The sequence below is a fragment of the Candidatus Hydrogenedentota bacterium genome (genome assembly GCA_016791475.1).
Lineage (GTDB): Bacteria > Hydrogenedentota > Hydrogenedentia > Hydrogenedentales > JAEUWI01 > JAEUWI01.
Genome location: JAEUWI010000019.1, coordinates 41,786 through 67,427, shown reverse-complemented (window position 1 = coordinate 67,427; position 25,642 = coordinate 41,786). Strand labels below are relative to the sequence as shown.

General features: G+C 62.0%; 22 protein-coding genes. 6 read left to right on the top strand and 16 right to left on the bottom strand.

The window, feature by feature from the left end; all coding sequences use genetic code 11:
* Positions 1-50 precede the first annotated feature (50 nt).
* The 6 genes from JNK74_12115 to JNK74_12090 form a co-directional block, all read right to left on the bottom strand.
* Positions 51-773: a lipoate--protein ligase family protein gene (locus tag JNK74_12115; GenBank protein MBL7646923.1), complete on the bottom strand. Its 723-nt coding sequence runs from the start codon at positions 771-773 to the stop codon at positions 51-53.
* 88 nt (positions 774-861) lie between these two features.
* A complete protein-coding gene (gene gcvPB / locus JNK74_12110) occupies positions 862-2,301 on the bottom strand; it encodes an aminomethyl-transferring glycine dehydrogenase subunit GcvPB (protein ID MBL7646922.1) in 1,440 nt (479 codons plus the stop codon).
* Positions 2,292-3,578: an aminomethyl-transferring glycine dehydrogenase subunit GcvPA gene (gene gcvPA / locus JNK74_12105; protein MBL7646921.1), complete on the bottom strand. Its 1,287-nt coding sequence runs from the start codon at positions 3,576-3,578 to the stop codon at positions 2,292-2,294. Before gcvPA ends, gcvPB begins: the two co-directional genes overlap by 10 nt.
* Before the next feature lie 151 nt (positions 3,579-3,729).
* Positions 3,730-4,113, bottom strand: a complete 384-nt coding sequence (gene gcvH, locus JNK74_12100; protein MBL7646920.1) for a glycine cleavage system protein GcvH — start codon at positions 4,111-4,113, stop codon at positions 3,730-3,732.
* Between the two features lie 142 nt (positions 4,114-4,255).
* Positions 4,256-5,326, bottom strand: coding sequence for a glycine cleavage system aminomethyltransferase GcvT (gene gcvT, locus JNK74_12095; GenBank protein ID MBL7646919.1), 1,071 nt, complete (start codon positions 5,324-5,326; stop codon positions 4,256-4,258).
* A 914-nt stretch (positions 5,327-6,240) separates the two neighbouring features.
* Positions 6,241-6,378, bottom strand: coding sequence for a hypothetical protein (locus JNK74_12090; GenBank protein ID MBL7646918.1), 138 nt, complete (start codon positions 6,376-6,378; stop codon positions 6,241-6,243).
* Positions 6,379-6,495: 117 nt separating this feature from the next.
* Between JNK74_12090 and JNK74_12085 the strand changes: the two genes are divergently transcribed.
* A complete protein-coding gene (locus tag JNK74_12085) occupies positions 6,496-7,068 on the top strand; it encodes a hypothetical protein (protein ID MBL7646917.1) in 573 nt (190 codons plus the stop codon).
* 265 nt (positions 7,069-7,333) lie between these two features.
* Here JNK74_12085 and JNK74_12080 read toward each other — a convergent pair whose 3' ends face one another.
* The 4 genes from JNK74_12080 to JNK74_12065 form a co-directional block, all read right to left on the bottom strand.
* On the bottom strand, positions 7,334-9,556 hold the full coding sequence (locus tag JNK74_12080; protein MBL7646916.1) for a beta-galactosidase: 2,223 nt from the start codon (positions 9,554-9,556) through the stop codon (positions 7,334-7,336).
* 44 nt (positions 9,557-9,600) lie between these two features.
* Positions 9,601-9,978 carry a hypothetical protein gene (locus JNK74_12075; GenBank protein ID MBL7646915.1) on the bottom strand — a complete coding sequence of 126 codons (378 nt, stop codon included), beginning with the start codon at positions 9,976-9,978 and terminating at the stop codon, positions 9,601-9,603.
* 448 nt (positions 9,979-10,426) lie between these two features.
* Complete coding sequence (locus tag JNK74_12070; protein MBL7646914.1) at positions 10,427-11,122, bottom strand: class I SAM-dependent methyltransferase; 696 nt, start codon at positions 11,120-11,122, stop codon at positions 10,427-10,429.
* Between the two features lie 165 nt (positions 11,123-11,287).
* Positions 11,288-12,376, bottom strand: coding sequence for an esterase family protein (locus tag JNK74_12065; protein ID MBL7646913.1), 1,089 nt, complete (start codon positions 12,374-12,376; stop codon positions 11,288-11,290).
* Between the two features lie 200 nt (positions 12,377-12,576).
* Here JNK74_12065 and JNK74_12060 point away from each other — a divergent pair, with 200 nt between their 5' ends.
* From JNK74_12060 to JNK74_12050, 3 genes are all read left to right on the top strand, one after another.
* Positions 12,577-14,022 carry a sulfatase gene (locus JNK74_12060; protein ID MBL7646912.1) on the top strand — a complete coding sequence of 482 codons (1,446 nt, stop codon included), beginning with the start codon at positions 12,577-12,579 and terminating at the stop codon, positions 14,020-14,022.
* Between the two features lie 90 nt (positions 14,023-14,112).
* A complete protein-coding gene (locus tag JNK74_12055) occupies positions 14,113-16,059 on the top strand; it encodes a family 20 glycosylhydrolase (GenBank protein ID MBL7646911.1) in 1,947 nt (648 codons plus the stop codon).
* 137 nt (positions 16,060-16,196) lie between these two features.
* On the top strand, positions 16,197-17,123 hold the full coding sequence (locus JNK74_12050) for an alpha/beta hydrolase (protein MBL7646910.1): 927 nt from the start codon (positions 16,197-16,199) through the stop codon (positions 17,121-17,123).
* Between the two features lie 35 nt (positions 17,124-17,158).
* On the opposite strand, the gene JNK74_12045 is transcribed toward JNK74_12050, so the two are convergent.
* From JNK74_12045 to fliQ, 6 genes are read right to left on the bottom strand one after another with little or no spacing between them, the layout of a single operon-like run.
* A complete protein-coding gene (locus tag JNK74_12045) occupies positions 17,159-18,022 on the bottom strand; it encodes a MinD/ParA family protein (GenBank protein ID MBL7646909.1) in 864 nt (287 codons plus the stop codon).
* A complete protein-coding gene (flhF, locus tag JNK74_12040) occupies positions 18,015-19,355 on the bottom strand; it encodes a flagellar biosynthesis protein FlhF (protein ID MBL7646908.1) in 1,341 nt (446 codons plus the stop codon). Before flhF ends, JNK74_12045 begins: the two co-directional genes overlap by 8 nt.
* A 1-nt stretch (position 19,356) precedes the next feature.
* Complete coding sequence (flhA, locus tag JNK74_12035) at positions 19,357-21,405, bottom strand: flagellar biosynthesis protein FlhA (protein ID MBL7646907.1); 2,049 nt, start codon at positions 21,403-21,405, stop codon at positions 19,357-19,359.
* Positions 21,406-21,435: 30 nt separating this feature from the next.
* Positions 21,436-22,548, bottom strand: coding sequence for a flagellar biosynthesis protein FlhB (flhB, locus tag JNK74_12030; protein MBL7646906.1), 1,113 nt, complete (start codon positions 22,546-22,548; stop codon positions 21,436-21,438).
* 9 nt (positions 22,549-22,557) lie between these two features.
* Positions 22,558-23,325 (bottom strand): flagellar biosynthetic protein FliR, encoded by a 768-nt coding sequence (gene fliR, locus JNK74_12025; protein MBL7646905.1) that lies wholly within the window; start codon positions 23,323-23,325, stop codon positions 22,558-22,560.
* 59 nt (positions 23,326-23,384) lie between these two features.
* Positions 23,385-23,657 (bottom strand): flagellar biosynthesis protein FliQ, encoded by a 273-nt coding sequence (gene fliQ / locus JNK74_12020; protein ID MBL7646904.1) that lies wholly within the window; start codon positions 23,655-23,657, stop codon positions 23,385-23,387.
* Positions 23,658-23,998: 341 nt separating this feature from the next.
* On the opposite strand from fliQ, the gene ubiE reads away from it, so the two are divergent.
* A complete protein-coding gene (gene ubiE, locus JNK74_12015) occupies positions 23,999-24,730 on the top strand; it encodes a bifunctional demethylmenaquinone methyltransferase/2-methoxy-6-polyprenyl-1,4-benzoquinol methylase UbiE (protein MBL7646903.1) in 732 nt (243 codons plus the stop codon).
* Positions 24,731-24,872: 142 nt separating this feature from the next.
* Complete coding sequence (locus JNK74_12010) at positions 24,873-25,568, top strand: methyltransferase domain-containing protein (protein ID MBL7646902.1); 696 nt, start codon at positions 24,873-24,875, stop codon at positions 25,566-25,568.
* The last annotated feature ends 74 nt before the right edge of the window (positions 25,569-25,642 follow it).

Sequence of the window (25,642 nt, the reverse complement as noted above, 5' to 3'; positions counted from 1 at the left end):
ATTCTGAGCGGTCCTGAAACTTCCTGGGCAATCCTGCGGGAAAAGCCCGATTAGCGACGCCGGATCCAATGAACTTGGCCGTATTTTTCCCGTGCCAGGGCTTCCCCTCGACTCATTTCATCCGGTGTGAGGGTGGAAGTCTCCACGGGGCCGCAGGTCGCGCTCAAGGCCCGTGCCAGGGGCTCCGGCTGGGTGGGCAGCGACGTCACGAATTCGTCATGACGCCGGGCGCCCCGGTAGTCGGGGCGATCGGCGGGTTCGCGGATGTAGCGGCTGATGGCGGCGGCATCGGCACGGTAGAGGAGGGTGCCGTGGTGGAGCAGGGCGCGGCGACGACGACGCTGGGCGTTGCCCGAAACCTTCAAGCCGCCGATGGCGATATCGGAAATGCCCTGGTGGGATGCTTCGATGCCCAGCGTGGCCAGGGCGGCGCAGACCTTGCCCAGGATGAAGCGGTAGGAGGCGTGGAGGGAGGCCACCTCGGGAAAGGACTCGTAGGTCAGGAATAACGCGTAGTTGAAGGAGCCGGGCCCCTGGAGCACGCAGCCGCCCGCCGTACAGCGCCGCATGATGGGCACGCCATCGGCCACGCAGTGGGGCTCGTTGACCTCCTCCGCGAGCACCTGGGCCGTTCCCAATACCACGAAAGGGACGGGGCTCTCCCAGAAGCGCAGCGTGTCGGGCTGGCGCCCCTGCTCAACTTCGTCCAGCAGCACCTCTTCGAGCGCAAGGTTCGTTGCGGGGTCGGGGTGGCTGTAGTGGATCAGGCGCATGGGCGGGACTTCCAGGACCGATACGACGGATAGGACTGATGGGGGCGATAAAATCGGTCCTATCGGTCCTATCCGTCCAATCTTCTTCTTACAAACACGCGCAGTTCAGGTCTTTTGCGGCCTTTACCTCGTCCAGGCGACCCACGGGCGTCGTCACCGGGGCGGCGTTCAGGCTTTCGGGATCGCTCTTGGCCTTTTCCGCGATCAGCAGCATGGCGTCGCAGAAGGCGTCCAGCGTTTCCTTCGACTCTGTTTCCGTGGGCTCGATCATGATGCACTCTTTGACCGTAAGCGGGAAATAAATCGTGGGCGCGTGGTAGCCCATGTCGAGGAGGGCTTTCGCGATGTCGATGGCGTGAACGCCCAAATCGGCCTGGGGCGTGGCGCTGAAGATGCACTCGTGCATGAAATTGCCGGGGAAGGCGGGCTTGTAGGCGTGCTTCAGCTTCGCGTAGATGTAGTTGGCATTGAGCACGGCGTTGCGGCTGACTTCCTTGAGGCCCGCATCGCCGTAGTGGCGCAGGTAGGCATAGGCGCGCACGGCGATAAGGAAGTTGCCAAAGAAGGCGGCCACGCGTCCGATACTCTTTTCCGGCGCGGCCAGCGTGAAGCCCCCCTCCGCCTTCACGACCCGAGGTCCGGGGAGGTAGGGCAGGAGGCGCTCACCCACGCCCACGGGTCCGCAGCCGGGTCCGCCCATGCCATGGGGTGTGGCGAAGGTCTTGTGCAGATTGTAGTGCATTACGTCGAAGCCGAGATCGCCAGGGCGACACTGGCCCACGATTGCGTTCAGGTTTGCGCCGTCGTAGTAGAGCAGGGCGTCCTTCGAGTGGGCGAGGGCCGCGATCCTGGCTACATCTTTCTCAAAGAGGCCGTGGGTATTCGGGCAGGTCATCATGATGCCGGCCACGTTGTCCGTAAGGGCCTTTTCAAAGGTGTCCAAGTGGATCGTGCCGTCCACGTCCGACGGGATTTCAACGACTTTGAAACCCGCCATCACCGCGCTGGCGGGATTGGTGCCGTGGGCGTTGTCGGGGATGATGATCGTGTCTTTGTGGGCGTTGCCCTTGTCCTTGTGATAGGCCGCCATGAGCAGCGTGCCGGTCAATTCGCCGTGGGCCCCCGCGATGGGCTGGAGGCTGGCGGCCTTCATGCCCGCGACTTCCGCGAGCTGGCGCTCCAGCTCATAGATCAGCGCATAGGCGCCCTGGACGTTGCCTTCATAGACCGAGCTAGACGAAAAGTGGGGGTGGAGACGCGCCATGCCCGGTTCGGCAGCCGCCACTTCGGCAATCTTCGGGTTGTACTTCATCGTGCACGAGCCGAGCGGGTAAAAGGTGTCGTCGATGCCCACGTTGCGCTGGGACAGGTGGGTGAAGTGACGCACCACATCGATTTCGGCCATTTCCGGGAGTGCGGCGTCTTCCTTGCGGCAGAGATCGGCGGGAAGACTGCTCTGGGGCACGTCCAGCGCGTCCAGCGTGATGGCGCGGCGACCGGGCTTGGACTTTTCGTAAATCAACTGCATGACGCGGTCTCCAGCGCCTTGGCGAAGGCGTCTATTTCTTCTTTCGTGCGCTTTTCGGTGACCGCGATGAGCAGGTCGTTCTCTTCACCCGCGCCTACATCGGCCAGAGGCAGACCGGCGACAAAACCGGCGTCGAGCATCGCAGCGGCAACCGTGCGGGCGCTCTTCGGAAGGCGTACGGCGAACTCGTTGAAGGTCGGGCCCTCGTTGAGAATCGTGGCGAAGCCAAGCTGCTTCTTCAGGTACTCCGCCTTGGAATGACACGCGATGGCCACGTCTTTGAAGCCTTCTTTGCCCCAGAGGGAGAGGTGAATCAGGGCGCGGAGCGCACACAGGGCCTGGTTCGAGCAAATGTTGGACATGGCCTTGGTGCGGCGGATGTGCTGTTCGCGCGCCTGCAAGGTGAGCACGAAACCGCGCCGTCCGTCCTTATCCTGGGTCTCGCCCGCAATACGTCCGGGCATCTTGCGCACGTGATCCTTGCGCGTCGCCATGATGCCGAGGTAGGGGCCGCCGAAACCGAGGGGCAAGCCGAGGGACTGGCCTTCGGCGATGGCGATATCCGCGCCCATCTCGCCCGGTGTCTTCAGCAGGCCCAGAGAAACCGGGTAGAAAGAAACCACGAGCAACGCACCGGCGGCGTGGCATTTTGCCGCCAGATCGGTGAAATCCGCCACGGTGCCGAGGAAGCTGGGATTCTGCACGATCACACAGGCGGCGTCCGTCGGGTCGTCGCCGGTGACGATGTCGAGTTCCAGATTGGCGGCGTGGGTTTCAAGCATTTTCCGGTAGACCGGGTTCAACGAGGGATGAACCACGATCTTGTTTTTCCGAGCGATGCGGACCGACATCGTCGCCGCTTCGAATACCGCCGTGCCGCCGTCGTACAACGACGCGTTGGCGAATTCCATACCCGTCAGGCGACACATGGCCGATTGGTACTCATAGATGCTCTGGAGCGTCCCCTGAGAAGTTTCAGGCTGGTAGGGCGTGTAGGCTGTGTAGAACTCGCTACGGCCCGAAAGGGCATCCACCGCCGCCGGGATATAGTGGTCATAGTAGCCACCGCCGAGAAAGGAGGTGTGGTCCACGCGGTTTTGACCGGCCAGCGACGCGACGTGATTGCGCACCGCCATTTCCGACATGCCCGCGGGGATATCCCAGGACTTCATGCGCAGGGCTGCGGGAATGCTGCCAAAGAGCGCCTCGACGGAATCAACCCCGATGGCCGCCAGCATTTCCCGCTGGTCGGCTTCGGTTGCGGGGATCCAACTCATGAAATTACAAGCTCCTGCGCGGGCCGGTCCAGGGGAGCGGGCCGCAGCCGTCCAGCAGGACGGCGGGTGGGTGATACGGTCAGGCGCCGCAGCGCGCCTGTGCCGTGAACAATAGGGATGGGAAGGTACTCGGGGAGAAAGTCCCGCTTTATCAGGAGCAGGATTCCACGTAGGTCCGGTAGGCGGAGATATCCATCAGCGCGTCGAACTCGATGATATCGACTTCGTTGAGCTTGAAGAACCAGCCTTCGCCGTAGGGGTCTTTGTTGACCAGCTCGGGGCGGGATTCCAGAGCGTCGTTTACCTCGGAAATCCGACCGGACACGGGCGCATAGATATCGCTCGCGGCCTTGACGGATTCCACCACGGCGGCTTCTTCGCTGGCCTCGATAACCCGCCCGACCTCAGGGAGTTCCACATAGGTGATGTCGCCCAACTGGGACTGGGCAAAGTCCGTGATGCCGACCACATACTGGCCGTTCAGTTCGGCAATCCATTCGTGCTCTTCGGTGTACCTGAGGTTTTCTGGGTTCATGGTCATTCATTCTCCGCTTTTCGACGATATTTCAGGCAGGGCCGGGTGCGAGAACCCGACCGGGGCCGTTGAATGCATTCGGTGCTTGGATACTACCATGGCGCTATTCCCCCTTGGCAAGCGCATTTTTCATGGTTCGCTCTTAAAATACTTTCCGGCACGTTCCCGCGGCGTAAATCGGCAGGGGGGCCGTCTCAATGGGCAGGTCGCGCGGGCCCGCCGTCAGGGCGATTCCGGGCTCCGACAGGGACTTCGGGAGATCCGCGAGGCCCACGCCGACACCCACACTGGGGCCGAAGGTGCCGCTGGTGACCTTGCCGACGACTTCGCCGTTGTGCTTGATCTCGAAGCCATGACGCGGGGCGCGGCGGTCCATTGATTTGATGGCGGTCAGCACCGTGTGATCGCCCTTGTCCCGCTGGGCTTCCAGGGCGGCCTTGCCCACGAAGTCTTTGTCCCACTTGACCATACGGTCCATGCCGGACTCCAGGGGGGACTTGTCCGGAGCCAGATCTTCGCCATTGAGGGGGTAGCCCACCTCGGTGCGCAGGGTGTCGCGCGCGCCCAGGCCGCAGCAGGCCACGTCGGGGTGGGCGGCCAGGCGCTCCCAGAGCGGCACGGCCAGGGCATTGGGTACGAAGATCTCATAGCCCACTTCGCCGGTGTAGCCCGCACGGGTGACCACGATCTCCTGGCCTTCCCAGGTCATGCGGGCGCCGTTCCAGTATTTCAGGGGGCCGACGGCCTCAAAGCCGCTCGCGAGCATGATATCCCGCGCCAGGGGGCCCTGAATGTCGATTTTCGCCGTAGCGTCGCTCACGTTTTCCACGCCCGGAATGGAACCGATAAGGGCGTGGACCTCATCGAGGGGGCCGGCATTGGTCACGAGGTAAAGTTCGTCATCGGCCAGTTTCAGGCCCACGCAGTCGTCGATTACACCGCCTTGTTCGTTCAAAATCGCGCTGTAGCGGCAGAGACCGAGGCGGAGGTTGATCATATCGCTGAACACAAAGCGGTCGAAGGCGGCGATCGCCTCAGCCCCCTTCAAGACGAATTCGCCCATGTGGGAACAGTCGAAAAGCCCGGCTTTCGAGCGGGTGTGGAGGTGTTCTTCGATGATGCCCGCAAATTGGACCGGGAGCGCCCAGCCGTGGAAATCCACGACCTTCGCGCCATACTGGGCGTAGCTGTCGTGCAGGGGCGTCTGTTGCATGGGTCACGGCCTCCGGGAGGGCGCACGGGCGGCAGGGGGGCCGCCTGATTGCCATCCCACGGTAAAAAAAGGGATCAAATCAGCAAATGTTCAGGGCGCCCAGGCGAACGGCATTGGGAAAGGACCCGCCGCTTCACCGTGGTTGGGCCCACGTATAGCTCGCCAGTCACGGCGGGAAAACCGCCATACTTTGCCAGAAATGGCACTGGGAATCAAGAATTGGGCCCGGCAAGGAAAGAGGGCCTCGCCCGCCGGAACTGGGAAATCTTCGTTTGCCGCCAGCATGAAACAAACTTCCGGGGACACGTCCGACAGCCGGACACGAAAAGCATACTTCGCCCAGGGGGAGGCGCGCGTGAGTCCGTTGCCGAAAAGTACGGATCTGTGGGCTGTGCGCCCAGCGTTTCCTATTTGCCGAGCTTTTTGTCTGCGTACTTGACGATACTCTTCTCTAACGTGGCGGACTTGGTGTTGACCATATCCATGATCTCTTTAAACAATTCTTTGAGCTCTTTTTCCAGTTCTTTGTTGGCCATCACAATGCCTTTCGATCTAGATTTCGGGACAGCGGCCTCCGCCTGCACGCATGGCGCGACGCCAACGTGAAGCCGTCGTGAGCAACGATGGATCGACGCGTCCCTTACTTGCCATCGGCCTTCTTGTCGATATAGGCAACCAGATTCTTTTCCATCTGGGCAAGCTTCTTATTCGTGTAGTCCATAATCTCCTTCGCGAGCGCCTTCATTTCCTTTTCGAGTTCTTTGTCAGCCATGGGAATACCCCTTTTGTTGGTTGAAGCGGTCATACTCCGGGCGAGCCGCTCGCCCGTGCGGTTTTAGAGTAGCCGATTCTCCACCATGCCTACAAATGTGAACTGTACACGCCGCCCTGCTGCCCGACGAGTCCCCCGCCCACTACTGGTCGGTGGGGATGATGAGCATATTCGACCGGGCATCGGCGCGGGCCGAAACGGTTACAAGCCCCGCCGAGGCCAGGGCGGCGTAAGCAAAAAATTGGCGGCGGTCCATACGGGGGCGAGCGATCTTCTGCATGCGGATTTTCCTGGTCACGTTAAGCGACGGGGTACGGTGCTCAGGGTAACTCGAGCCGCCTGGTGACGCGGTATCGTGCCGGGCAACAGGATAACGCAGGGGTGAGGATGTTTTCGAATGCGGTACCAACTCGAATGCTCGAATTGCCGGAGCAATTTCAACTATCATTTGATAAGCGACAAAAGGCCCCCACCATACTTTATGAAGGCACGCGATAATATGAATCCTGCGAATGATGAGGCCCCCGAATTAGATTCCCCGGCAAAAAACGCAGCCTACAATCCCGATGAATACAAAGTCTGGCCGGGAGCCATCTGGCCCCGCGCCCTGATACTAGCCGTGGTTGGCTTCACGTATAGCTGTGTCCTGGGTCTGATGGGGGCTGGATTGACCGGGGCTGGCCACGGTTGGGGTGGTGGCGCGGGGGCATCAATTCTCCCCCTGATCCAAGTTCCCCTGCTTGGTGTGGCGTGGGCGTACCGCCAATCTCGCATTGGTTTTTACCTGTCCATTATCCTGCTCATATCGGCGGCCGCCAACGATCTATTGTTGCTGTTACTCGGCCTACCGTCACCGGACATCTTTGAGCGAGTTGGGGGAATACTTGCGTTGTGGGGAATACTTTTTGTTTCGTGGCAGCTTGTCGCGGTTCTGGTATGGTATGTGGGTTTCAAGTCGCTGCCGGAATAGGGTAGCGCGGACCCTGCATCGTTGAGATTCGAGTCACCTGGTTCGAGCGTTCTTTTCGGCTTTACCGGAGAATTCTTCCAAGCGTTGTTCGCGGCAATACGAAAACCTGAACCACAAAGAACTTAGAGGGTGCAAAGGAGGACTTATTATCGTTCTGTTTGCGTCCTTTGAGGTTAAATAACTTTTTCCCCTGAACCACGCTCAAACAAAGATCCTCGAGGACTGGCTTGAGGTAATTGAGAGTGTATCGCCGCAGGGTACGCTCCTACTCCAGCTCAAACAACCGCACTTCCCAGGGCTTGAAGTCCGCCGTGAACTCGCTGGCGCCCGTCGCGATCTCCGCGCCAGTATAGGCATCGCGCACCGTGGCCGGTGTGCGGAGGCGAATGGTTCTCGGCCCGGCATCCCCGCTTGCAGCCAGGGTCAGCCACGCGCCGCTGGCGTAGACCTGATCCTTCGGGTTGTCGCTGTAGAGGTGTACTCCGGCCGCCGAGGCGATTTCGCGCAGGTAGGTCGCGGGCAGAGGGACGCGACTCGAATAGACCGAGCGCCAGCCTTCCCGGCCCGCGTTACCCACCACGGCCACGGTACCGTCGGCTGCCTGCGCCGCGAATTGCTGGCCCTGCATGGGCGGAATCTCCACCGAGGCGCCGCTGGCCAGAAGGGGCGCCGCGACGACCTGATCGGCGGTGACGGATACTATCGGGATGCCCGTGAGGGCCTCCATCGCCGCTGCGCTTCCCGGTGTGCCCGGCTCGGCGAAATAACCCGGCGCATAGAGCCACAGCACTGTTCGCCCATCGCGAAGAATCGTCTGGGACAGCACATCGCGCTGGGGGCGGTCGAGCTTGAAGGTATTGGCCATGATCACGAGCTTGTATTGCGCCGGGTCCACGCGCCCGAGATCGGAAAGGAGCATGGAATCATAAGGCGCGACGAAGGGCAGTTCGGCGAGCTGCTCGATGAGCACCTTGCGCACGAGTGGATCGCGAAACTTCAGGTAGTGCATGGAGTCTTCATCGAAGACCACGAGGATCTGCGCGGTGGATCGCCGATCCCGCCCGAGGGCCGCCTCGCGGATCTTCCGCTGCTTGGCCACGTGCGCCAGGATCGTCGGGTCGTCGTAGTAGCCGCCGTGAAGGTCGAACCAGGCCATGTTCACGCCGTTGGCCAGGGCATTGCCCAGCTCCCGGCCCATCATCCATGTGAACTCCTCCGCTGTGTCCGTCACCGCGAGCACATCGATCCACGGGGCCAGCGCGGCCTTGTCCTTGTCGAGGATCTTGAAGCTCGCCGGGTCAAAGTCGTTCCAGAAGAGTTTCCCGTGCTGGCGCAGCGAGAGCAGCGGCGCGCGGAAGCAGCTCTGGCCACCTTTCAGGTTGCGCCGGTGGTAGCTCGCGGGCGCCATGATGAAATCGAGGTCCGGGCATTCCATCAGCCTGCCCAGGGCCAGGTGCCCCGCGTCTTCCGCGAGCTCGGCAAATTCGAAGGAATAGGCGTAGAAGCCCCCGACCACTTTTGTGTGACCCGTCTTCTCTTTCACCACCCCCGCAAAGTACGCGATGGTGTCCGCCATGATGTCCGACCAGAATCGGTGGAAATCGATGACATGGGCCTCCTTCACCGGATCGCGGAACGTCGCGTCCGCCGCGCCGTAGCGCTCCTCCTTCGTGGGGATGGCCGCCGTGTCCAGCGTCGCATCGGGTTGGTGCCACGCGGCGTGCAGGGCCTCGTCCGTGCCATAGCGGGCCCGGAGCCACCCGCGCCACGCCTTCACCATCGGCGCGGAGTAATCCCCCAGCTCGGGCGTGTTCATGCTCCAGTGATACCACTCCTGCGTCTTCTGCCCCGTCACTTGATAGCCGATGACCCGCGCGCCATAGTCGGACTGCGCCACGTGATCGATGAGCACCTCGATGACCCGCTTCATGTCGGCACGCCACACGTCCGACGCGATGGAGGGCAGCTCCCCCGGGCGCGGCAGGGCGAAGAGCTTCTCGCCGAAGGTCGTCTCGCCATTGCTCAGGCGCAGCAGCTCCTCCGGGTGTTGCGCGGACCACCACGCCGGCGTGTCCATGTACAACTGGATCATCAACTTCGCCTCCGGCCCGCCCGCCGCCAACACCGCCCGCGCGGACGCATCCAAGTAGGTGAAATCGAAGCGATCCGGCTCCGGCCACACCGTGGGGGTATAGCCATAGAGTCCGCCAAGGTCGATCACGAAGGTGAAGAAATCACAGCCCGCGCCGCCGAAGCCGTTCACATAGCGCGTCAACTGCGCGCTCGGTTTCGCCGGATCGCCCACGCCCACATAGGTCATGTACGAAGCGCCGGGATGGGCCGCGCCGTTGATCATCAGCACCGGAGCGCCGCCCGCCTCGCCCACGCCCGAGGTGATCTGGGCGTGGGTCGGCGCGGCGAAGAAGGTCAGAAAAAGCGCGACGGCGCACCTGCGGAATGCTGTTGGGACTGGCGAGATGGCGCCCATGAAAGTAATCCTTTGCTGACAGGTGGAGGAAGGCGCCCTTCAATCTATGACAGGGCGTGCCCGAAAGACAAGATGCCCCCGCCGAACCACGCCAGCCAACCGATAGTCCACAGGGCCATTTTCAGCACGCGCGCCCATCTAAGATCCGGAAGTCGAAGAAACTGGGCCGCGAACCCAATCGCGAGGACGGGTCCGCAATACATCATGACGGAAAGCGAGAAGCTCAGACAGCAATCCTGAAATCCCCTGGAAATCGCCCCGGTGAGCGGCCCCGTGATCGTGCCCAGGGTGGTTTGGAACACACGAGCGCCATGGTCGGGTCCGTCATCCACGCCTGAATTGGTGATAAGAAACGTCACAAGTGTAAACACGGCCAGCAAGCCTGCGAATACGAGCGCCTTTGACTTGTTTGGGCTTTTCATAAGAACGCTGGCTCCTCTGAGTTTCTGTGCCGGGGCGAAAGCTATGGGTACTTTGATGGTTTTTGTATGTCAATGGCAAGTGCGACGTGGAACTTCTTGCGACAACGCGCCGGTCAGATCGGCTTCACTCCAGTAGATGATGAGCTCGTACGTAATCGACAGTTGATACTCCAGGATTGGTTGGCTCATTGCCGTGTTCACAAGCTCGCGACACCACGATTTTCATTCAAGAGGACGCGCAAGGCTGGGAGCGCAGGCGTCCGGCCTGCATTACGCACCAGTGATGCACGTCGCGCCGCCAACCGTAAGCGGAGCCTCGTCGTACTTTCATGTGCCTGCGGCACATGATGCAGGCGAGACGCCCGCGCTCTCAGCCTTGCGCATCGTTCTTACAGCAAGGCATCGTGACGTTAGTTCAGGGGCGCCAGTTCACTCGTATGACGAAAGGTCAAGTTCCAAGGCCTTTGCGCGAATGCCACATATGTATCAACAGCGTCTGACATACCAGCGTCGGCGTGTCGAAGCCGCCTTCGGTGATGATGTCGGCCACTTCTTTCGGTGGGGCGACGGCGACGTGCTCTTTCAGGGCCGTTCGGTATTGATCGGCTTGTTCGTCACTGGAACCGTTGTATTTCTGGAGTGCGATCCAGGCCTCGAAGTTCGTTGTTCCGGGTTCGCCGGCGAGGTCGGCGGTGACGAGGTGTCCTTCGGGCTTGAGGCGTGCGGCGATGTCCTGAAAGTAGTTGACGCGCTTCTGGCGGATGAGCACAAACTGGGACACGAGGATGGAGGTGGCGGCGTCGAAGGGTTCGGCGTGGGGGAGGGCGTCGAGGTAGCCCTCGTGAAAGGTGCAGCGGGCGTTGATCCCGGCCACGGCGGCCTTTTCGCGGCAGCGGTTGAGCATGGCGGGGGCGGGCTCGACGAGGGTGAAGGTCCAGCCGGGGAAGGCGTTGGCGAGGTAGAGCAACTCCGCCCCGGTGCCCGCGCCAACGGAGAGGATGCGGGCGTTCACCGGGAGCTCGGCGAGCAGGCCGCGCATGGCAAGATGAAGGGCGTCTTTAAAGGGGGCAAGTCGGGCGAAGCGCTCGTCGTAGGCCGCGGCGTGCTCTTCGTCGAAGGCGGGTCTGAATGGTTTGTCGGACATGGTGCTTTTCCTATTGTTTGTCTGTGTTACGTGCCGGTTCGAGTGTCCGCTCCGGCATGAAGTCCCATCACCCGCAAGCTGTTGGCCGCCAGAGGCGGCCCGCGTGCGGGTGGCACCCGTCGGGTTCGCCAATTGCGCGGGCCTCTTTATACTTCTCGCGGTGCGTCAGTCTCCATACCCCTTCCACACATACTCCAGCGCGGTAGGCAGCAATTGCTGCTTCACGATCCCCTCGCAGTGCTTCGCGTTCTTCGCGAAGACGTACTGGTAGTCGTAGCCCTTTGCGGCCAGTGCCTGGGCCATGCGGTTGTTGGCTTCGACCCAGTCGTGCATGTCGTCGCGCTGGACGTTGGGGTTGAGGAGGTCCTTGTCGCCGACGTGCATCCAGATGCGGAGGGGCTTCTTTTCGCTCTGGGGGATGAGGGTCTGGTGGAAGCCCCAGGCGCCCATGGGCGTTTCGGGGTTCCAGGGCCATTGCTGGTTCACGTAGGTGCCGGAGAAGGTGAGGACGCGGCGGTAGAGGTCGGGACGGTACCAGGCCATGATCATGGCGCAGGAGCCGCCGGAGCTGCAGCCCATGGTGGCGCGGCCTTCGGGGTCTTTGGTGAGCTTCACGTTGCATTCGCGCTCGACGAGGGGAAGCACTTCGGTTTCCACGAACTCGGCGTAGAGGCCCGACATGGTGTCGTACTCCAATCCGCGCTGGCTGCCCTGGGCGTCGCCGCTGCCGTTGCCGATGGAGATGGCGACCATCGCGGGCACGCGCTTCTGGGCGATGAGGTTGTCCAGGGCGGTGAAGAGCATCGTGTCGGGGCCGTCGGCGCCCACGATGAAGGGAGCTTCGGTCCCGGGGGTATAGCCTGCGGGAACATAGACGGCGACCTTGCGCACATAAGGCGCCGGGTGGCTTGTGGTGACAATGAGCTTCGCCTTGTTCTCGGGATCGGGCGTGCCGAAGGTGTCCTTCTCCCGCGCGATGCCGGGGTAGATCTCGCTGTCCTCCGAGCGCATGGTGAGTTCGTGAATCGTGCCTTCCGGGATGCCCTCCTGCACGATCATTTCCGGCGCTGGAGCATGGGTCGGTCCGATGATGAAGTTGCCGTTCGCGTCGGAGGGCGGCACCGCGCCGTCGGGCAATTCCGTTGCGGGGATGGAAGGCGCGCGCACGGGCGGCTCGGGTCGCGGCGGCGCGGCGAGGGCCATGGTGGCGGTCAGGCTCAACGAAAGCGTGATGATGGCGCGTGTCATTTGCATTGGGGGCTCCTTGCCGTCTTCGAAATGCCTTGCATGGGGGATTTGATCACTGTAGCACAAGGGCGGGGGAATGGAGAATAGTGAATGAACTCGTGTGTCACATGTCATTCCTCCAGATTGCCCGCACATGAGGCTGGTCCATCTCGCCTATCTGTGCTACGCTGTTCCTGGTGACCTATAACTTGAGGAGATATCGCCCCATGACCAGGAATTCGCGTTTGACTCGTGCATGCCGCATGGCGACCGTCGTCGCATGGATCCTCGTTTCTACGGTGGCACACAGCGCTGAGACCGCCGAAGCAAAACGTCCTTTGAATGTGCTGTTCATCGCCATTGATGATCTGAACGACTGGCCGGGCTTCCTTGGGGGCAACCCCCAGGTGAAGACGCCGAATCTGGATCGTCTTGCGGCCCAGGGCACGGCCTTTACGCGGGCCTACTGTGCCTCGCCCCTGTGCAATCCCTCGCGGACGGCGCTGATGACGGGTATTCTGCCTTCGCGATCCGGCGTCTATGAAAACAACCAGGATTGGCGCACGAGCCCCATGTTGCAGCAGGCGGTGACGCTGCCGCAGCACTTCATGGCCAACGGCTACACGGCCATGGGCAGCGGGAAGATCTACCACGGGCGTTATCCGCACGCCGCTTCATGGGACGCGTTTTGGCCGTCGCAGGAAAGGAATTCTCCGAAGGATCCGGAGCCTCCCCAGATACCCTGGAAGGCGGGCGCGGCGGCGGTGACCCACTTCGACTGGGGTCCGCTCGATGTGGCGGATTCGGACATGGGCGATGGGCAGGTGGTCGAGTGGGTTGGCAAACAGTTGGCGGCGCCGCAGGATAAACCCTTTTTCCTGGCGTGTGGCCTTTTCAAGCCCCATCTCCCGTGGTACGTCCCGCAGAAGTATTTCGATATGTATCCCCTTGATGAGATCGAGTTGCCCCGGGTGAAAGCGGGCGATCTGGATGACGTGCCCCCGCTGGGTCGTGCGGCGGCCAAGCCCAATGGCGATCACAAGCGCGTGCTGGAAACCGGCAAGTGGAAGGAGGCGGTGCAGGCCTACATGGCGAGCATTGCCTTTACGGATGCCTGCATAGGCCAATTACTCGATGCCGTGGCGGCGAGCCCGCACCGGGATAACACCCTTATCGTGCTTTGGTCTGATCATGGCTGGCACCTGGGTGAGAAGGAGCACTGGCGCAAGTTCACCCTGTGGGAAGAGGCCACGCGGAATCTTCTCGTCTTTGCGGGCGCCGGCATCACGCCGGGGCAGCGATGTGACGTGCCCGTGGGCCTTATCGATATCTACCCCACGCTGACGGAGCTCTGCGGCCTGCCCGCGCGGGAAGGTATCGACGGGCTCAGCCTCGTGCCCCAGTTGCGCGATCCGTCCGCAACACGGGAGCGGCCCGCGTTGACGACCTTCGGCTACAACAACCACGCGGTGCGCACGGCCAAATGGCGTTATATCCGCTACAGCGATGGCACGGAAGAGCTTTACGATCACGACAACGATGAAATGGAATGGACCAACCTTGCGGGTGACGCGCAGTACGCGGCGTTGAAGGACGAATTGGGCCGCTGGATGCCGAAGGAAAATGTCCAACCTATCGCGAGAGCGGACGTCAAGGAGCAGGGACAGGAGTGAGCGCGTCGGGGCCACCGCTCGGGGGCATCCCATGACCACTATGAAATTGAACAGGAACACAAACACAGCCGTTCAGGGAAGGAAGTCCGCATGTCACTATTTCGACGGGGGATGAACGCAGGGCTTACAGGAATTATGATTGCCGCCGCCGGATGCGCAACGGCCCCCGGAACGGCCCACTTACCACCGACCTCGGCACACATCGCGCCGGCGCATGATGGCTGGCCGTTGTTGCCGGTCCCGCGCACGATGGAGGTGGGTGGATCCGCCGCGGGCCTCGACCCGGCCGGTGATCTGGAGTTGGACGCATTTCCCCCGGTGTTGGGCGGGGCGTTGGCGGACGCCATCCATGCCTTTCCCCGGGCGAAGGGAAGGACGCTTCAGTCGCGGCGACACAGGATAGCCATCGACCCCGCCCGTGTGCCCGGCGCCCAGGGCTATGAGATTGTCATCGCCGCTGGAAGGGCAGGGGCCGAGCTGGCGGTGACGGCCCATGACGAAGCCGGGTTGTTCTACGCCGCGCAGACGCTCCGGCAGTTGGCGACGCTATCGCGGGAGCGCGGTGAAATCCCGCTGTGCCGCATCGCCGACCATCCCGATTTTCCCAACCGTGGCGTGATGCTCGATGTGGCCCGGGACAAGGTCCCGGAAATGAAGACGTTGTATGAACTCGTCGACCTCTTCGCCTCGTGGAAGTACAACCAACTTCAGCTTTACACCGAACATACATTTGCGTACAAGGGCCACCACGCGGTGTGGGAAGACGCTTCGCCGATGACACCGGCGCAAGTTCGCGATCTGGACCGCTACTGCCGCGAACGCTATGTCCAGCTCGTGCCCAACCAGAACTCCTTCGGCCACATGAACCGATGGCTTTCCCGCCCGGAGTACGCGGACCTGGCCGAGACCCCGAACGGCTCGGATCTTTGTCCCGTGGATCCCCGGTCGATCGCTTTGTTGCGTTCCATGTACACGTTCATGCTGCCCAACTTTTCCAGCCCGTATTTTAACGTGGGCTGCGACGAGACGTGGAGCCTCGGCAAGGGCCGCAGCAAAGAGGCCGTCGAGCAGCGTGGCGTCGGTCGGGTGTATCTCGAATTTCTGTTGCGCATCCGCGACGTCGTGCAGGAGAACGGCAAGTCCATGCAATTCTGGGCCGATATCATCAATAATCACCCCGAGTTGATCCCTGAACTGCCCAAAGACCTGGTCGCCATGGAATGGGGCTACGAGGCCAATCACCCCTATGCCGAGCATACAAAGCGTTTTCACGACAACGGCGTCCGCTTCTACGTGGTTCCCGGCACGTCCTCCTGGAACACGCTCCTGGGCCGCACGGAGAACGCACTCGGCAATATCCGTAATGCCGCGGAAAATGGGATCGCCCATGGCGGCGAAGGTTTCCTGATGACCGACTGGGGTGATGGCGGTCACTGGCAGTTCCAGCCGGTGTCCTATGTCCCCTTTCTGTACGGCGCGGCGCTAAGCTGGTGCTTCACATCGAACGAGGACCTCGATCCTGCCGCGATGGCCGATCGCTATGCGTTCTTCGATGCGGCCGGCGTGATGGGGAAGGCGGCCTGTGATCTCGGAAACGCATACAAGCAGACCGGCATGGAGTTTGGCAACAACACCGTGTTTTACATGTTGCTCCAGCACCGCGTGGAGAAGCCGCTGAATACGGATGGCTTTGAGCGACTCAAGGCCGAGGATCTCGACAAGACCATCGCCTTTATCGACAATGCGATAGCCCGTATCGAGGGCGCGGATATGAAAGGTCCCGATGCCGGGCTGATCAAGGCCGAATTCCAAATGAACGCGGCCCTGGCGAAATTCGCCTGCCGCCTGGGCGCTGCGCGTATCCGTGCGGGCGGTGTAGCCACCTCCGCGCTGCCGCCCGAACAGCGTCTCCAACTCGCCGCCGAACTGGAGCCGCTTATTCCCGAGTTCCGCCAGTTGTGGCTTGCCCGCAACCGCTCGGGCGGACTCAAAGATAGCGCCGGTCGCTTCGAGAGACTACTGGCGCTTCTGAAATGATAAGCCGGCAGAGAATGCCGATACCGCTTTCCTCCGTTGGCTTCTCGTACAAACCAAGTGGTTCGTCCACTCGCAAAGGGAGACAATTCGTTGTCCACGAACTATTGCCTCATCGTTAGCCTACGGACGACAGCACCGTGAAGTATACCTGTTCAATCCTCTTGGCGGCTTTGATTCTCGCAGCGGCTTCCGTGCCGAGCGAAGAAGTGCCGTACACCCAGACCCTGAACGTGGTCTACGCGGAACCCGATGGTGTGGGGCTTCTGCTTGATGTCTTCACGCCCCAGCCCGGCGCCGGCCCGGCAAAGCGTCTCGGTATCATCTGTGTCACCAGTGGCGCCTGGAAATCGGATCGGGGGATGATGGATGCCCACAAGAAGTTTGGCTTCTTTGATGTCCTCTGTGCCCACGGTTACACGGTCTTCGCCGTGCGCCCCGGCTCCCTGTCCCTCTTTACTGCGGATCAGATGCTGGCCCACGTGAAGACCGGCATCCGCTACGTGAAGGCCCACGCCGCAGAGTATGGTATCGACGCTGGACGCCTGGGCATGGTTGGCGCCTCGGCGGGGGGACATCTTTCGCTCCTCGCGGCCACTTGTTCCGAACCGGGCGATCCCGCCGCGGTGGATCCCTTGCTGCGCCTCGGCACGGAGGTGGCCGCTGTGGGCGTTTTCTGTCCGCCAACCGACTTCCTCGACTGGAACGGCAAGAAATACGGGCTCGATCTGATGCAGGGGCAACTCGTATTCCGCGATGGTCTGACGGGTAAATCGGACGAGCAAATCGAGGCGTCGGCCAAAGCGATCTCGCCGCTGCACCAGATCAAACCCGGCCTGCCGCCTTTTCTGCTTATCCACGGCGACGCCGATTCCCTTGTGCCCACGCAACAATCCATCAAGTTCGTCGAGGCGGTACAGGCCCAGGGAGGCGCAGCCGAACTCATCATCAAGCCCGGCGGCGACCACTCCTGGCCCACCGTGCGGGAAGAAATCGAGAAGATGGCCTGTTGGCTGGATCGGCAATTCGGACTTTCATCCGTGACGGTCGAATCACCGGAGGAATAGGGGGCTGCCGTCAGCCGAAATCCTGTGTTTACTGATCAGCCATTTCCCGCGAGGCCAAAGGTCTGGGCGAAGCGGCGGAAGAATCCGTCTTTCTGACCTTCCTTCGGGGTCTGTTGCTGGAGCAAGCGGCTTGCGATCTGGTTCATGCACTGCGAGACTGGCGCGTGGGGGTAAGCGATCATGAAGGGCTTGCTCTGCATAACGGCCTGGGACACGTGGGAATCCCGGGCGAGGTAGCCGAGGAAGGAGATGTTCTTCCCCAGGTAGCGCTGGGCCACGCCGGACATCTTGGTGTAAACCGCCTGCGCGAGGGCCGGGTTGGGTACCATATTGACCACCAGGCGCACCACGGTATCGGGCTGGTTCGCATAGAGGGTCTTGAGCATGGCATAGGCATCCACAATGGCGGGGTGCTCCGGCGTGGTGATGAGGATCACTTCGTCGGCGGCCAGGGAAAAGGCCACGGCATTGCGACCGATACCGGCCATGGTATCGAGAATGATGAAGTCGCTCTGGGCCTGAAGATCCTGCAAACCGCCCAGAAGGTTCTGGCGGCCGGCGTGGGTGAGGTCGGCGATCTTGGCGAGTCCGGAGGAGCCGGGCACGACGGAAATGCCGCCGGGGCCGCGCACGAGGATTTCGGCCATGGTTTTCTCGCCCTCGATGACATGCTCGAGATTATGGAGCGAACTGAGCCCGAGGAGCACCTCCACATTGGCCAGGCCCAGATCGGCGTCCATGAGGATCACCCGTTTGCCCTGGGCCGCCAGGGCAATGGCAAGGTTGACGCTGGTATTGGATTTGCCCACGCCGCCCTTGCCGCTGGTGATGGCGATAACCCGGGCCACATTGGCCTTGTTGCCCATCATGGTTCTGAGTCGTTGTGCTTGATCAGCCACGTTTAATACTACCTTCCAGAATCAGGTTCGCCATGACGGCGGGCGAGGCGAGGCAGATGTCGTCGGGCACGTTCTGCCCGGTGCTCAGATAGCTCATCGGCAGGCCGGATTCGGCCAGGACACTCAGCATCGCGCCGTACTGGCGTGTTTCGTCGATCTTGGTAAACAGCACCGAAGTGGGGGTGCAGCATTTGAAATTGGCCACAATATTACGCATGTCGTCGAGGGGCGTGCTCGCGCTCATGACCAGCATGGTCTCGTGGGGGCGGGCGGCGCGGAGGCAGTTCTTGAGCTCGTTAATCTGCTCAAGGTTGAACTGGCTCCCTCCGGCGGTATCGATCAGCACCAGATCATAGTCGCCGAATTCCTTCAGCGCCGCGTCCATGTCGCGCTCGTTGTGGACAACCCGCATGGGCAGGCCGATGATGTTGGCGTAGACCTTCAATTGTTCCGCCGCAGCCACGCGGTACGTGTCGGCCGTAATAAGGGCGACGCGGGAGCGCTCGCGCACGGCAAAGTGGGCGGCGAGCTTGGCCAGATTGGTGGTCTTGCCCACGCCCGTGGCGCCGCAGAGGGCGACGACGCGGCACTCACCCGCCTGGACCGCCAGACCGCCGGTGCCGTGGAGGATCTTCCGGATCTCCATGTGGAGGCGCTCGGCAAAGACGCGCTGATCGCGCATGATGGCCAAATCCGAGTTCTTCGTTACCGCGCCGATGAGCACAGCGGCTACCTTGCGGGAAACGCCCCGCTCAATCAGGGTGCGGTAGTGGGGGGCGAATTCCGAGGGCAGCCCCGCGCCGGGACTCTCGGCGTAGAGCACCTCCATCATTTCCCGGATTTCCTGGAGCTCGCGCTGCACCGCCGGGGAAGTCGTGGCGCTTTCCTGCTTGGGAAAAGGCAACACGGGGGAAGGGGCGGCCTGGACGCGCGGTGCGGCCAGCGCCTCCGCTCGGGGTGGCGCGGCTGGCGCTTCGCTCCGTGGGCCTGGCGCGGCGTTCATGCGCTGCTGGGCATCGCGGACAAGGCGCTCGAAATACTCCACCGTTTCCCCGGGCGCGTTGGCGGGCGCAGCGGTGGTTTTGCTGGCTTCGCCGTACTTGCGCAGCGCGGCGGAGCCCGGCGCACCGGGCGTGCGTACCTGGGCGGCAAGGGAATTCACGGGAACACAGGCGGTCAACTCGACCATTTTCCGGCCGAAGAGACCGAAAAAGCCGCCTTCGTAGACGTCGCTCGTGTTGATCACAAGGGCCTCGGGGCCGTATTGGCGGCGGACCTGGCGCCAGGCCTCGTCGAGGGTTCGGGCGCGTATCTTGTGAAATTGCTGGCTCATGTCATGCGCTCACCTGGCCGACACTCTCCAGGCCGACCGCCGGGTCTATCTCGTTATAAGACAGCACGACGACCTTGGGGATATGCCGCTCCACGATGCGCTTAAAATAGCGCCGCACCGGGGCCGAGGTCAATACGACGGGATCCTGCCCGCTGACCACGAGGGGCTGGAGGGCGGCGGCGCAGCGGGTGCTGATGGCGTCGGAGCGATCGGGCGGCACGGGGATATAGTCCCCCGTCTGGGCATTGTTCACCGCACTGAGAATCTCCTGCTCCAGTTCCGGCGCCAGGGTCACCACGCGCAGGACGTTCTCTTCGTCGCTGTAGGCCCCGCAGATCTCCCGGGCCAGCGCGTGGCGTACGTATTCCGTGAGTACTTCGGTGTCCTTGGTGCGCGGGGCATAGTCGCAGAGCACTTCCAGCACCATTTCCAGGTTGCGAATGGAGACGCGCTCGCGCAGGAGGTTGTGGAGCACCTTCTGGAGTTCGCCCATGCTCAGCAGCTTGGGCATGAGCTCTTCCACCACCGTTGGGGCGGATTCCTTGAGGTGGTTGACCAGCACCTGGGCGTCTTCGCGGGTCAACAGTTCGTCGGCATGACCCATGATAAGCTCGGTGAGGTGGGTCGCCACAACCGCCGTAGGTTCCACGATGGTGTAGCCCAGGCGCTCGGCCTTGTCCCGATCGCGGGAGGGCACCCACACCGCCTGAAGTCCAAAGGCCGGCTCCTGGGTCGGGTAGCCCTCGATCTCCTCTTCCACCAGGCCGGGGTTCATCGCCAGAAAGTGATCGGGCATGAGCTCGTAGGAGGCGATAACCGACTCGCGCAGTTTCACCTGGTACTCGTTGGGGCGCAGCCGCATGTTGTCCACAATGCGAATCACGGGCACGATAAAGCCCATCTTGGTCGCAATCTGCTGGCGGATCACCTGGATGCGGGTGAGCAGATCGCCGCCCTGTCCCGGATCGGCCATGGTGATAAGCCCGTAGCCCAGCTCGATCTTGAGGGAGTCCACCGTGAGGAGGTCTTCCGTTCGCGCGGGGGGGCGTTCCTCCGAGGCGATGGCCTTGCGCGTGGCCTCGGCTTCGGATTCGGCCTGGCGCTGGGTCACCATCTGGCCGGAGAAATAGGCCAGGATGCCGAGGAATATACCCACGGCGACAAAGGGCAGGGTTGGCAGGCCGGGCACCAGACCGGCCAGCACCAGCAGGCCGGCGGTCGCGGCCAGCGCCCGGGGCTGCTGGGTCAACTGGGTGCTGAGGTCCTTGCCCAGGTTCTCATCGGACACCGTCCGCGTCACGACGAGGCCGGCGGCAATCGAGATGATAAGCGAGGGCACCTGAGAGACGAGACCGTCGCCGATGGTCAGCGTGGTAAACAGAAAAAAGGACTGTCGGGCATCAAGGTCCATCATGTAGATGCCCACGCCGAAGCCCGCCACGATGTTGATGATCGTGATGATGAGGCCGGCGACGGCATCGCCGCGCACGAACTTCGTGGCGCCGTCCATGGCGCCGTAGAAATCGGCTTCGCGCTCAATATCGCGACGGCGCTTGCGCGCTTCCTGCTCGGTGAGAAGGCCGGCGTTCAGGTCCGAGTCCACGCCCATCTGCTTGCCGGGCATGGCGTCGAGGGTAAAGCGCGCGGCTACTTCAGAGATGCGCGTGGCGCCCTTGGTGATCACCACAAACTGGACGATGACCAGGATGGAGAACATGACAATACCGACGAAGACATTGCCGGAAGTTACGAAACTGCCAAAGGCGGCGACCACATTGCCGCCGTCGCCCTGGGCCAGAATCAGGCGCGTCGTGGCGATGTTCAGGCTCAGCCGGAACAGGGTCAGCATGAGCAGCAGCGCCGGAAAGACGGAGAATTCGGTCGGGCGCTGGATGTAGATGGTGCTTAGGAGCACCACGACCGACACGGAAATGTTGATGGTGAGCAGGACGTCGATCAGGACCGTGGGCAAAGGGATGAACACGATCAGCAGGATCGAGATAACGCCCGCCGCGAGGTAGAGGTCCTGGTTCTGTCCGAAGGCGGCCATCGCGCGCCGCTGGAAGGGTGCTGCCATGGCTTAGCGGCCCTCCCCGCCGGCCCACGCCGCCTCGCGCTCGCGGATCTTGTCCCGCCGCCGATCAATACGGTAAACGTAGGAGAGCACCTCGGCCACGGCACGGAAGAGATTCTCCGGGATGCCCTGGCCCACTTCGATGCTCTTGTATAGCGCCCGGGCCAGTTCCGGTTTCTGCACGATGGGGACATTGTGCTCCGTGGCGAGATCGCGGATGCGCTCGGCCATCTTGCGCGCACCCTTGGCGACGACGACGGGGGTGTCCATGTTGCCCATGTCGTAGCGCAACGCCACGGCGAAGCGTACGGGGTTCGTGATGATCACGTCGGCGCTGGGCACATCCTTCATCATGCGCTGCATGGCGATCTGGCGCTGGAGCTGGCGCACGCGCCGCTTGATCTGGGGGTCGCCCTCCATTTCCTTCGTTTCCTGACGCGCCTCCTGCTGCGTCATGCGCAGGTCCTGCAGGTGCTGCCAGCGCTGATAGCCGTAGTCCGCCAGGCCCAGCAGCACCATCACCAGGGCGATGCGCCACCACACGGCGTAGACCAGATCGCAGACGGCGTAGAGAATGGCCATGGGCGTCATCGCTTGGAGGACGACAAACTCTTCGACCCGGTTGCGGATGGCGAACCAGACCACGACGAGTACGAGCACCAGCTTGAGGACGGACTTTATCAGCTCGATGGCGGAGCGCAGCGAAAAGAAGCGCTGCATGCCGCTGATCGGGTCGATGCGGGAGAATTTCGGAACCAGCGGCTTCGAAGTCATCAGAAAGCCAACCTGGGCGACATTGATCAGCATGCCTGCGGCCAGCAGCACCAGGGCGACGGGCAGCGTGGCCAGGGCCACAAAGCGCAGGGCGCCCACGGTCAATTGCAGGGGCGTGGTCTGGTCCAGCGTGAGCTCATGGGCGTGGCCCAGATAGTAACGCGAAGCGTCCAGCATGGTGTCGAAACTCATCTGTCCAAAAAATACCAGGGCCACCAGGGCCACGGCCAGGGCGATGCCCGCGCTGAGATCCTGGCTCCGCGCGACATTGCCTTCTTCCCGCGCGCGCTGGATTTTTTGTCCGCTCGCCGGTAACGACTTTTCTCCGCCGGTATCTTCCGCCATGCGTCAGTCTCAGCCCATGCCCCGGATGAGCGTGTCCACCCGGATGAAAGTGCGGTCAAAGACGCCGTCCAGCAGTTGGACGTAGAGCCCGATGCTCAGGGCCACCACCATGAGGCCCGTGGCGATGGTGATGGGAAAGCCCACGACAAAAAGCTGGATCTGGGGAATGACCCGGCCGATGAGGCCCATGGTGACATAGGCGAGCATCATGGCGGCCGCCACGGGGGCGGCGATGATCAGGCCGTCAATGAACATGTCGTCGCCCCACCGGCTCACCTCCCACAGGAGGGCGGGCTCGGCCATGAAGCCTCCGATGGGGATGACATCGAAGGTGTGGACGAAGGCCAGGATCATGACATGGTGCAGATTGGCCACCAGCATGTACAGCACGGCCAGGATGAATAGGAAAAAGCCGAAGATGGGGAACTGGGTTTCCAGCGCAGGGTTGAAGACGTTCATCATGCCGAAGCCCGTCTGCAAGTCCATAATCTGGCCGCCCACCTGCACGGCGGCGAATACGAGGCCCACCACGAAGCCGACCATCACGCCGATAAAGAATTCGCCAATCGCCAGACCGGCATAACCCAGGACGGCGTCGGGCAGATCTTCCGCGAGCATGGGCAATGTGGGGGTGACAAGCATGGCCCCGAAAAAGGCCAGGCCGATCTTGGCCTGCAGGGGGAAGTTGCTCGAACCGAGCACAGGCGCCGATACCAGCAGCCCGGAAAAACGCACCATGACGAGTAGAAAGAGTTTAAAGATTTCTATCTCAGCCATCGCGCCATGCTTTCTTGATCGTCCTGCCGCACACACCCCGGGTGCCAGGCACCGGGCGGCTACGGTAACACCAGTGTATCGAAGCTGCCATACAAGTCGCGCACGAAGACCAGAATGACATCGGACATCCACGGAAGGAAAATGACAAAGGCTACCAGGACCACCACAATCTTCGGCACGAAGGTGAGGGTGATTTCCTGGATCTGCGTCACCGACTGAAAAATGCTGATGAGCAAGCCCACGACCATGCCGGAAAGAAGCATGGGCGCGGAGGCCAGCAGCGTCACAATCATGGCGCTTCGCCCGATGTCTACAATATCATCAACGGTCACGACATACACTCGCGAGGTGAAACGGGGGCTTCTGCTTTTTGACTGCGTTACCATACCACAACATGTAGGGCCTGTCAAGAGAAAGAGATTGTGTAACGCATTAAATTTCAATGCCTTGTGGGTTGTTGGGCGGAAGTCCGGATGGAATCGGCTCAATATGTAGTGTTGCTGCTCCGGGGCGACTCGGAATGCGGTTCGGACTGAATAATCTCTTCAGGAACCAAAGAATCGCGCAGGGTTGTGGTTTTCCCGCTTGAAACTTGGTTTCCCGGCCTGCCATGGCATACGATCCACCTTTCCATGCAGGCGCTTCACGTGCCATCCACGAACAGGATCCTTCCGTGCCCCAGAGTACCCCCACCCCGCCATCGCGCATGCAAGCCTTCAAGATGTTTGACCGGATCGCCCACCGCTATGATCTGCTCAACCGCCTCCTTTCCATGGGGACCGACGTGAGCTGGCGGAAGCGTCTGAACCGTCGAATTCCGGCCCGGCCCGGCCTCCATGTGCTGGATCTCGCCACCGGGACGGCCGATGTGCTGATTTCCATGCACGGCGCCTGCGCTCAGGTGAAATCGGGCGTAGGTCTGGATATGTCGGGCGGCATGCTGAAGTATGGCCGGCTCAAGCTGATCAAGCTGGGCTTGTTTGAAAAGTTCCGCCTTGTACGCGGCGATGCTACCTGTCTGGGGCTCGACTCGGAACAGTTTGACGCGGTCACCATATCCTTTGGCATCCGCAACGTGATCGACGTGCCCGCGGCCCTCGGGGAAATGCGGCGGATCCTGAAGCCGGGCGGACGCGCGCTGATCCTGGAGTTTTCCCTGCCGGCCAACCGTCCTTTTCGGGCCCTGTACCTCTTCTACTTCCGCAACATCCTGCCCCGCATCGGCGCACTCATCTCGGGTGATTCCCACGCCTACCGCTACCTCAACGAGACGGTGGAGACTTTTCCCTATGGCGAAGATTTCTGCAAGCTCATGCGCGATGCGGGCTTTGAGGGAGTGTCGGCAACACCGCTGACCTTTGGGATTGCGAGTCTCTATGAGGGGGAGCGGCCAGCCGACCGCTGACCGTCTGCTGAAGATGAGGTTGGAGGCGCTGGCAAGCGGGTAGGGTCCGCAGTGCGCCGGAATATGGCCCGCCATCGCCCGCCTTTGGAACAATGAGCGCGAGCCCGCGCCTCTGCTATCATGCCGGCGGAAGGAATCACCCATGAGCCCAATCGAAGCCCCCGACACGATCTGCCACCATCCGGAGCGCGCGCGCAACCTGTCGCTCGAATATATACTCGACTTTGTGCCCCCTTCGGCCGCCCGTATTCTCGACTGCACGGGCACGTGGGGACAGCGGGGACATCGCATCAAGTCGCGCGGCGCCCGCGAAGTGATCGGGCTCGTTGACGCCACCGCGGGCACGCCGGGACCCCACGAAGGATACGACGAGGTAGTTCAGGGTCCCCTCGATTTCGTCCAATTGCCGCGACAACGCTTCGACTGCATGATCTGCGGCGATGCCCTTGAGCGGCTGCGCAACCCCGAAGCGTTTCTTCCGCCGCTCCTGAAGTTGCTCGCCCCGGGCGGACTCTTTCTCGCCGCCGTGCCCAACATGCAGTACCACAAGATTGTCTGCGCACTGGCCGAGGGGCGCTGGGACTATGGCGAGCGCGGCGTTTGGTCCCGGGACAATCTTCGCTTCTATACGGCCCACGAGTTGCGCTGGCTGATGAACCGCGCCGGTGTTGCCCAGTGCAAGCTGGCAAGCCTGGTGGCCGACGCGCCCGGCGACTTTCCCCGGGATGAGGCGGGCTATGCCCGCGCGGGACGGCTTCGCATCGGGCCGCTGGGGGACGACGCCTACGCCGCGTGGCTCATTGAGTATTACCTGCTGCTTGCGGTTAAACCGGCCTGAGCGGGCGCGAACGCGCGTCTGGCCCCGGTGCGACGTGGTCCGGGGTTCTCGATCTCTTCTTGAATTTCTCACAT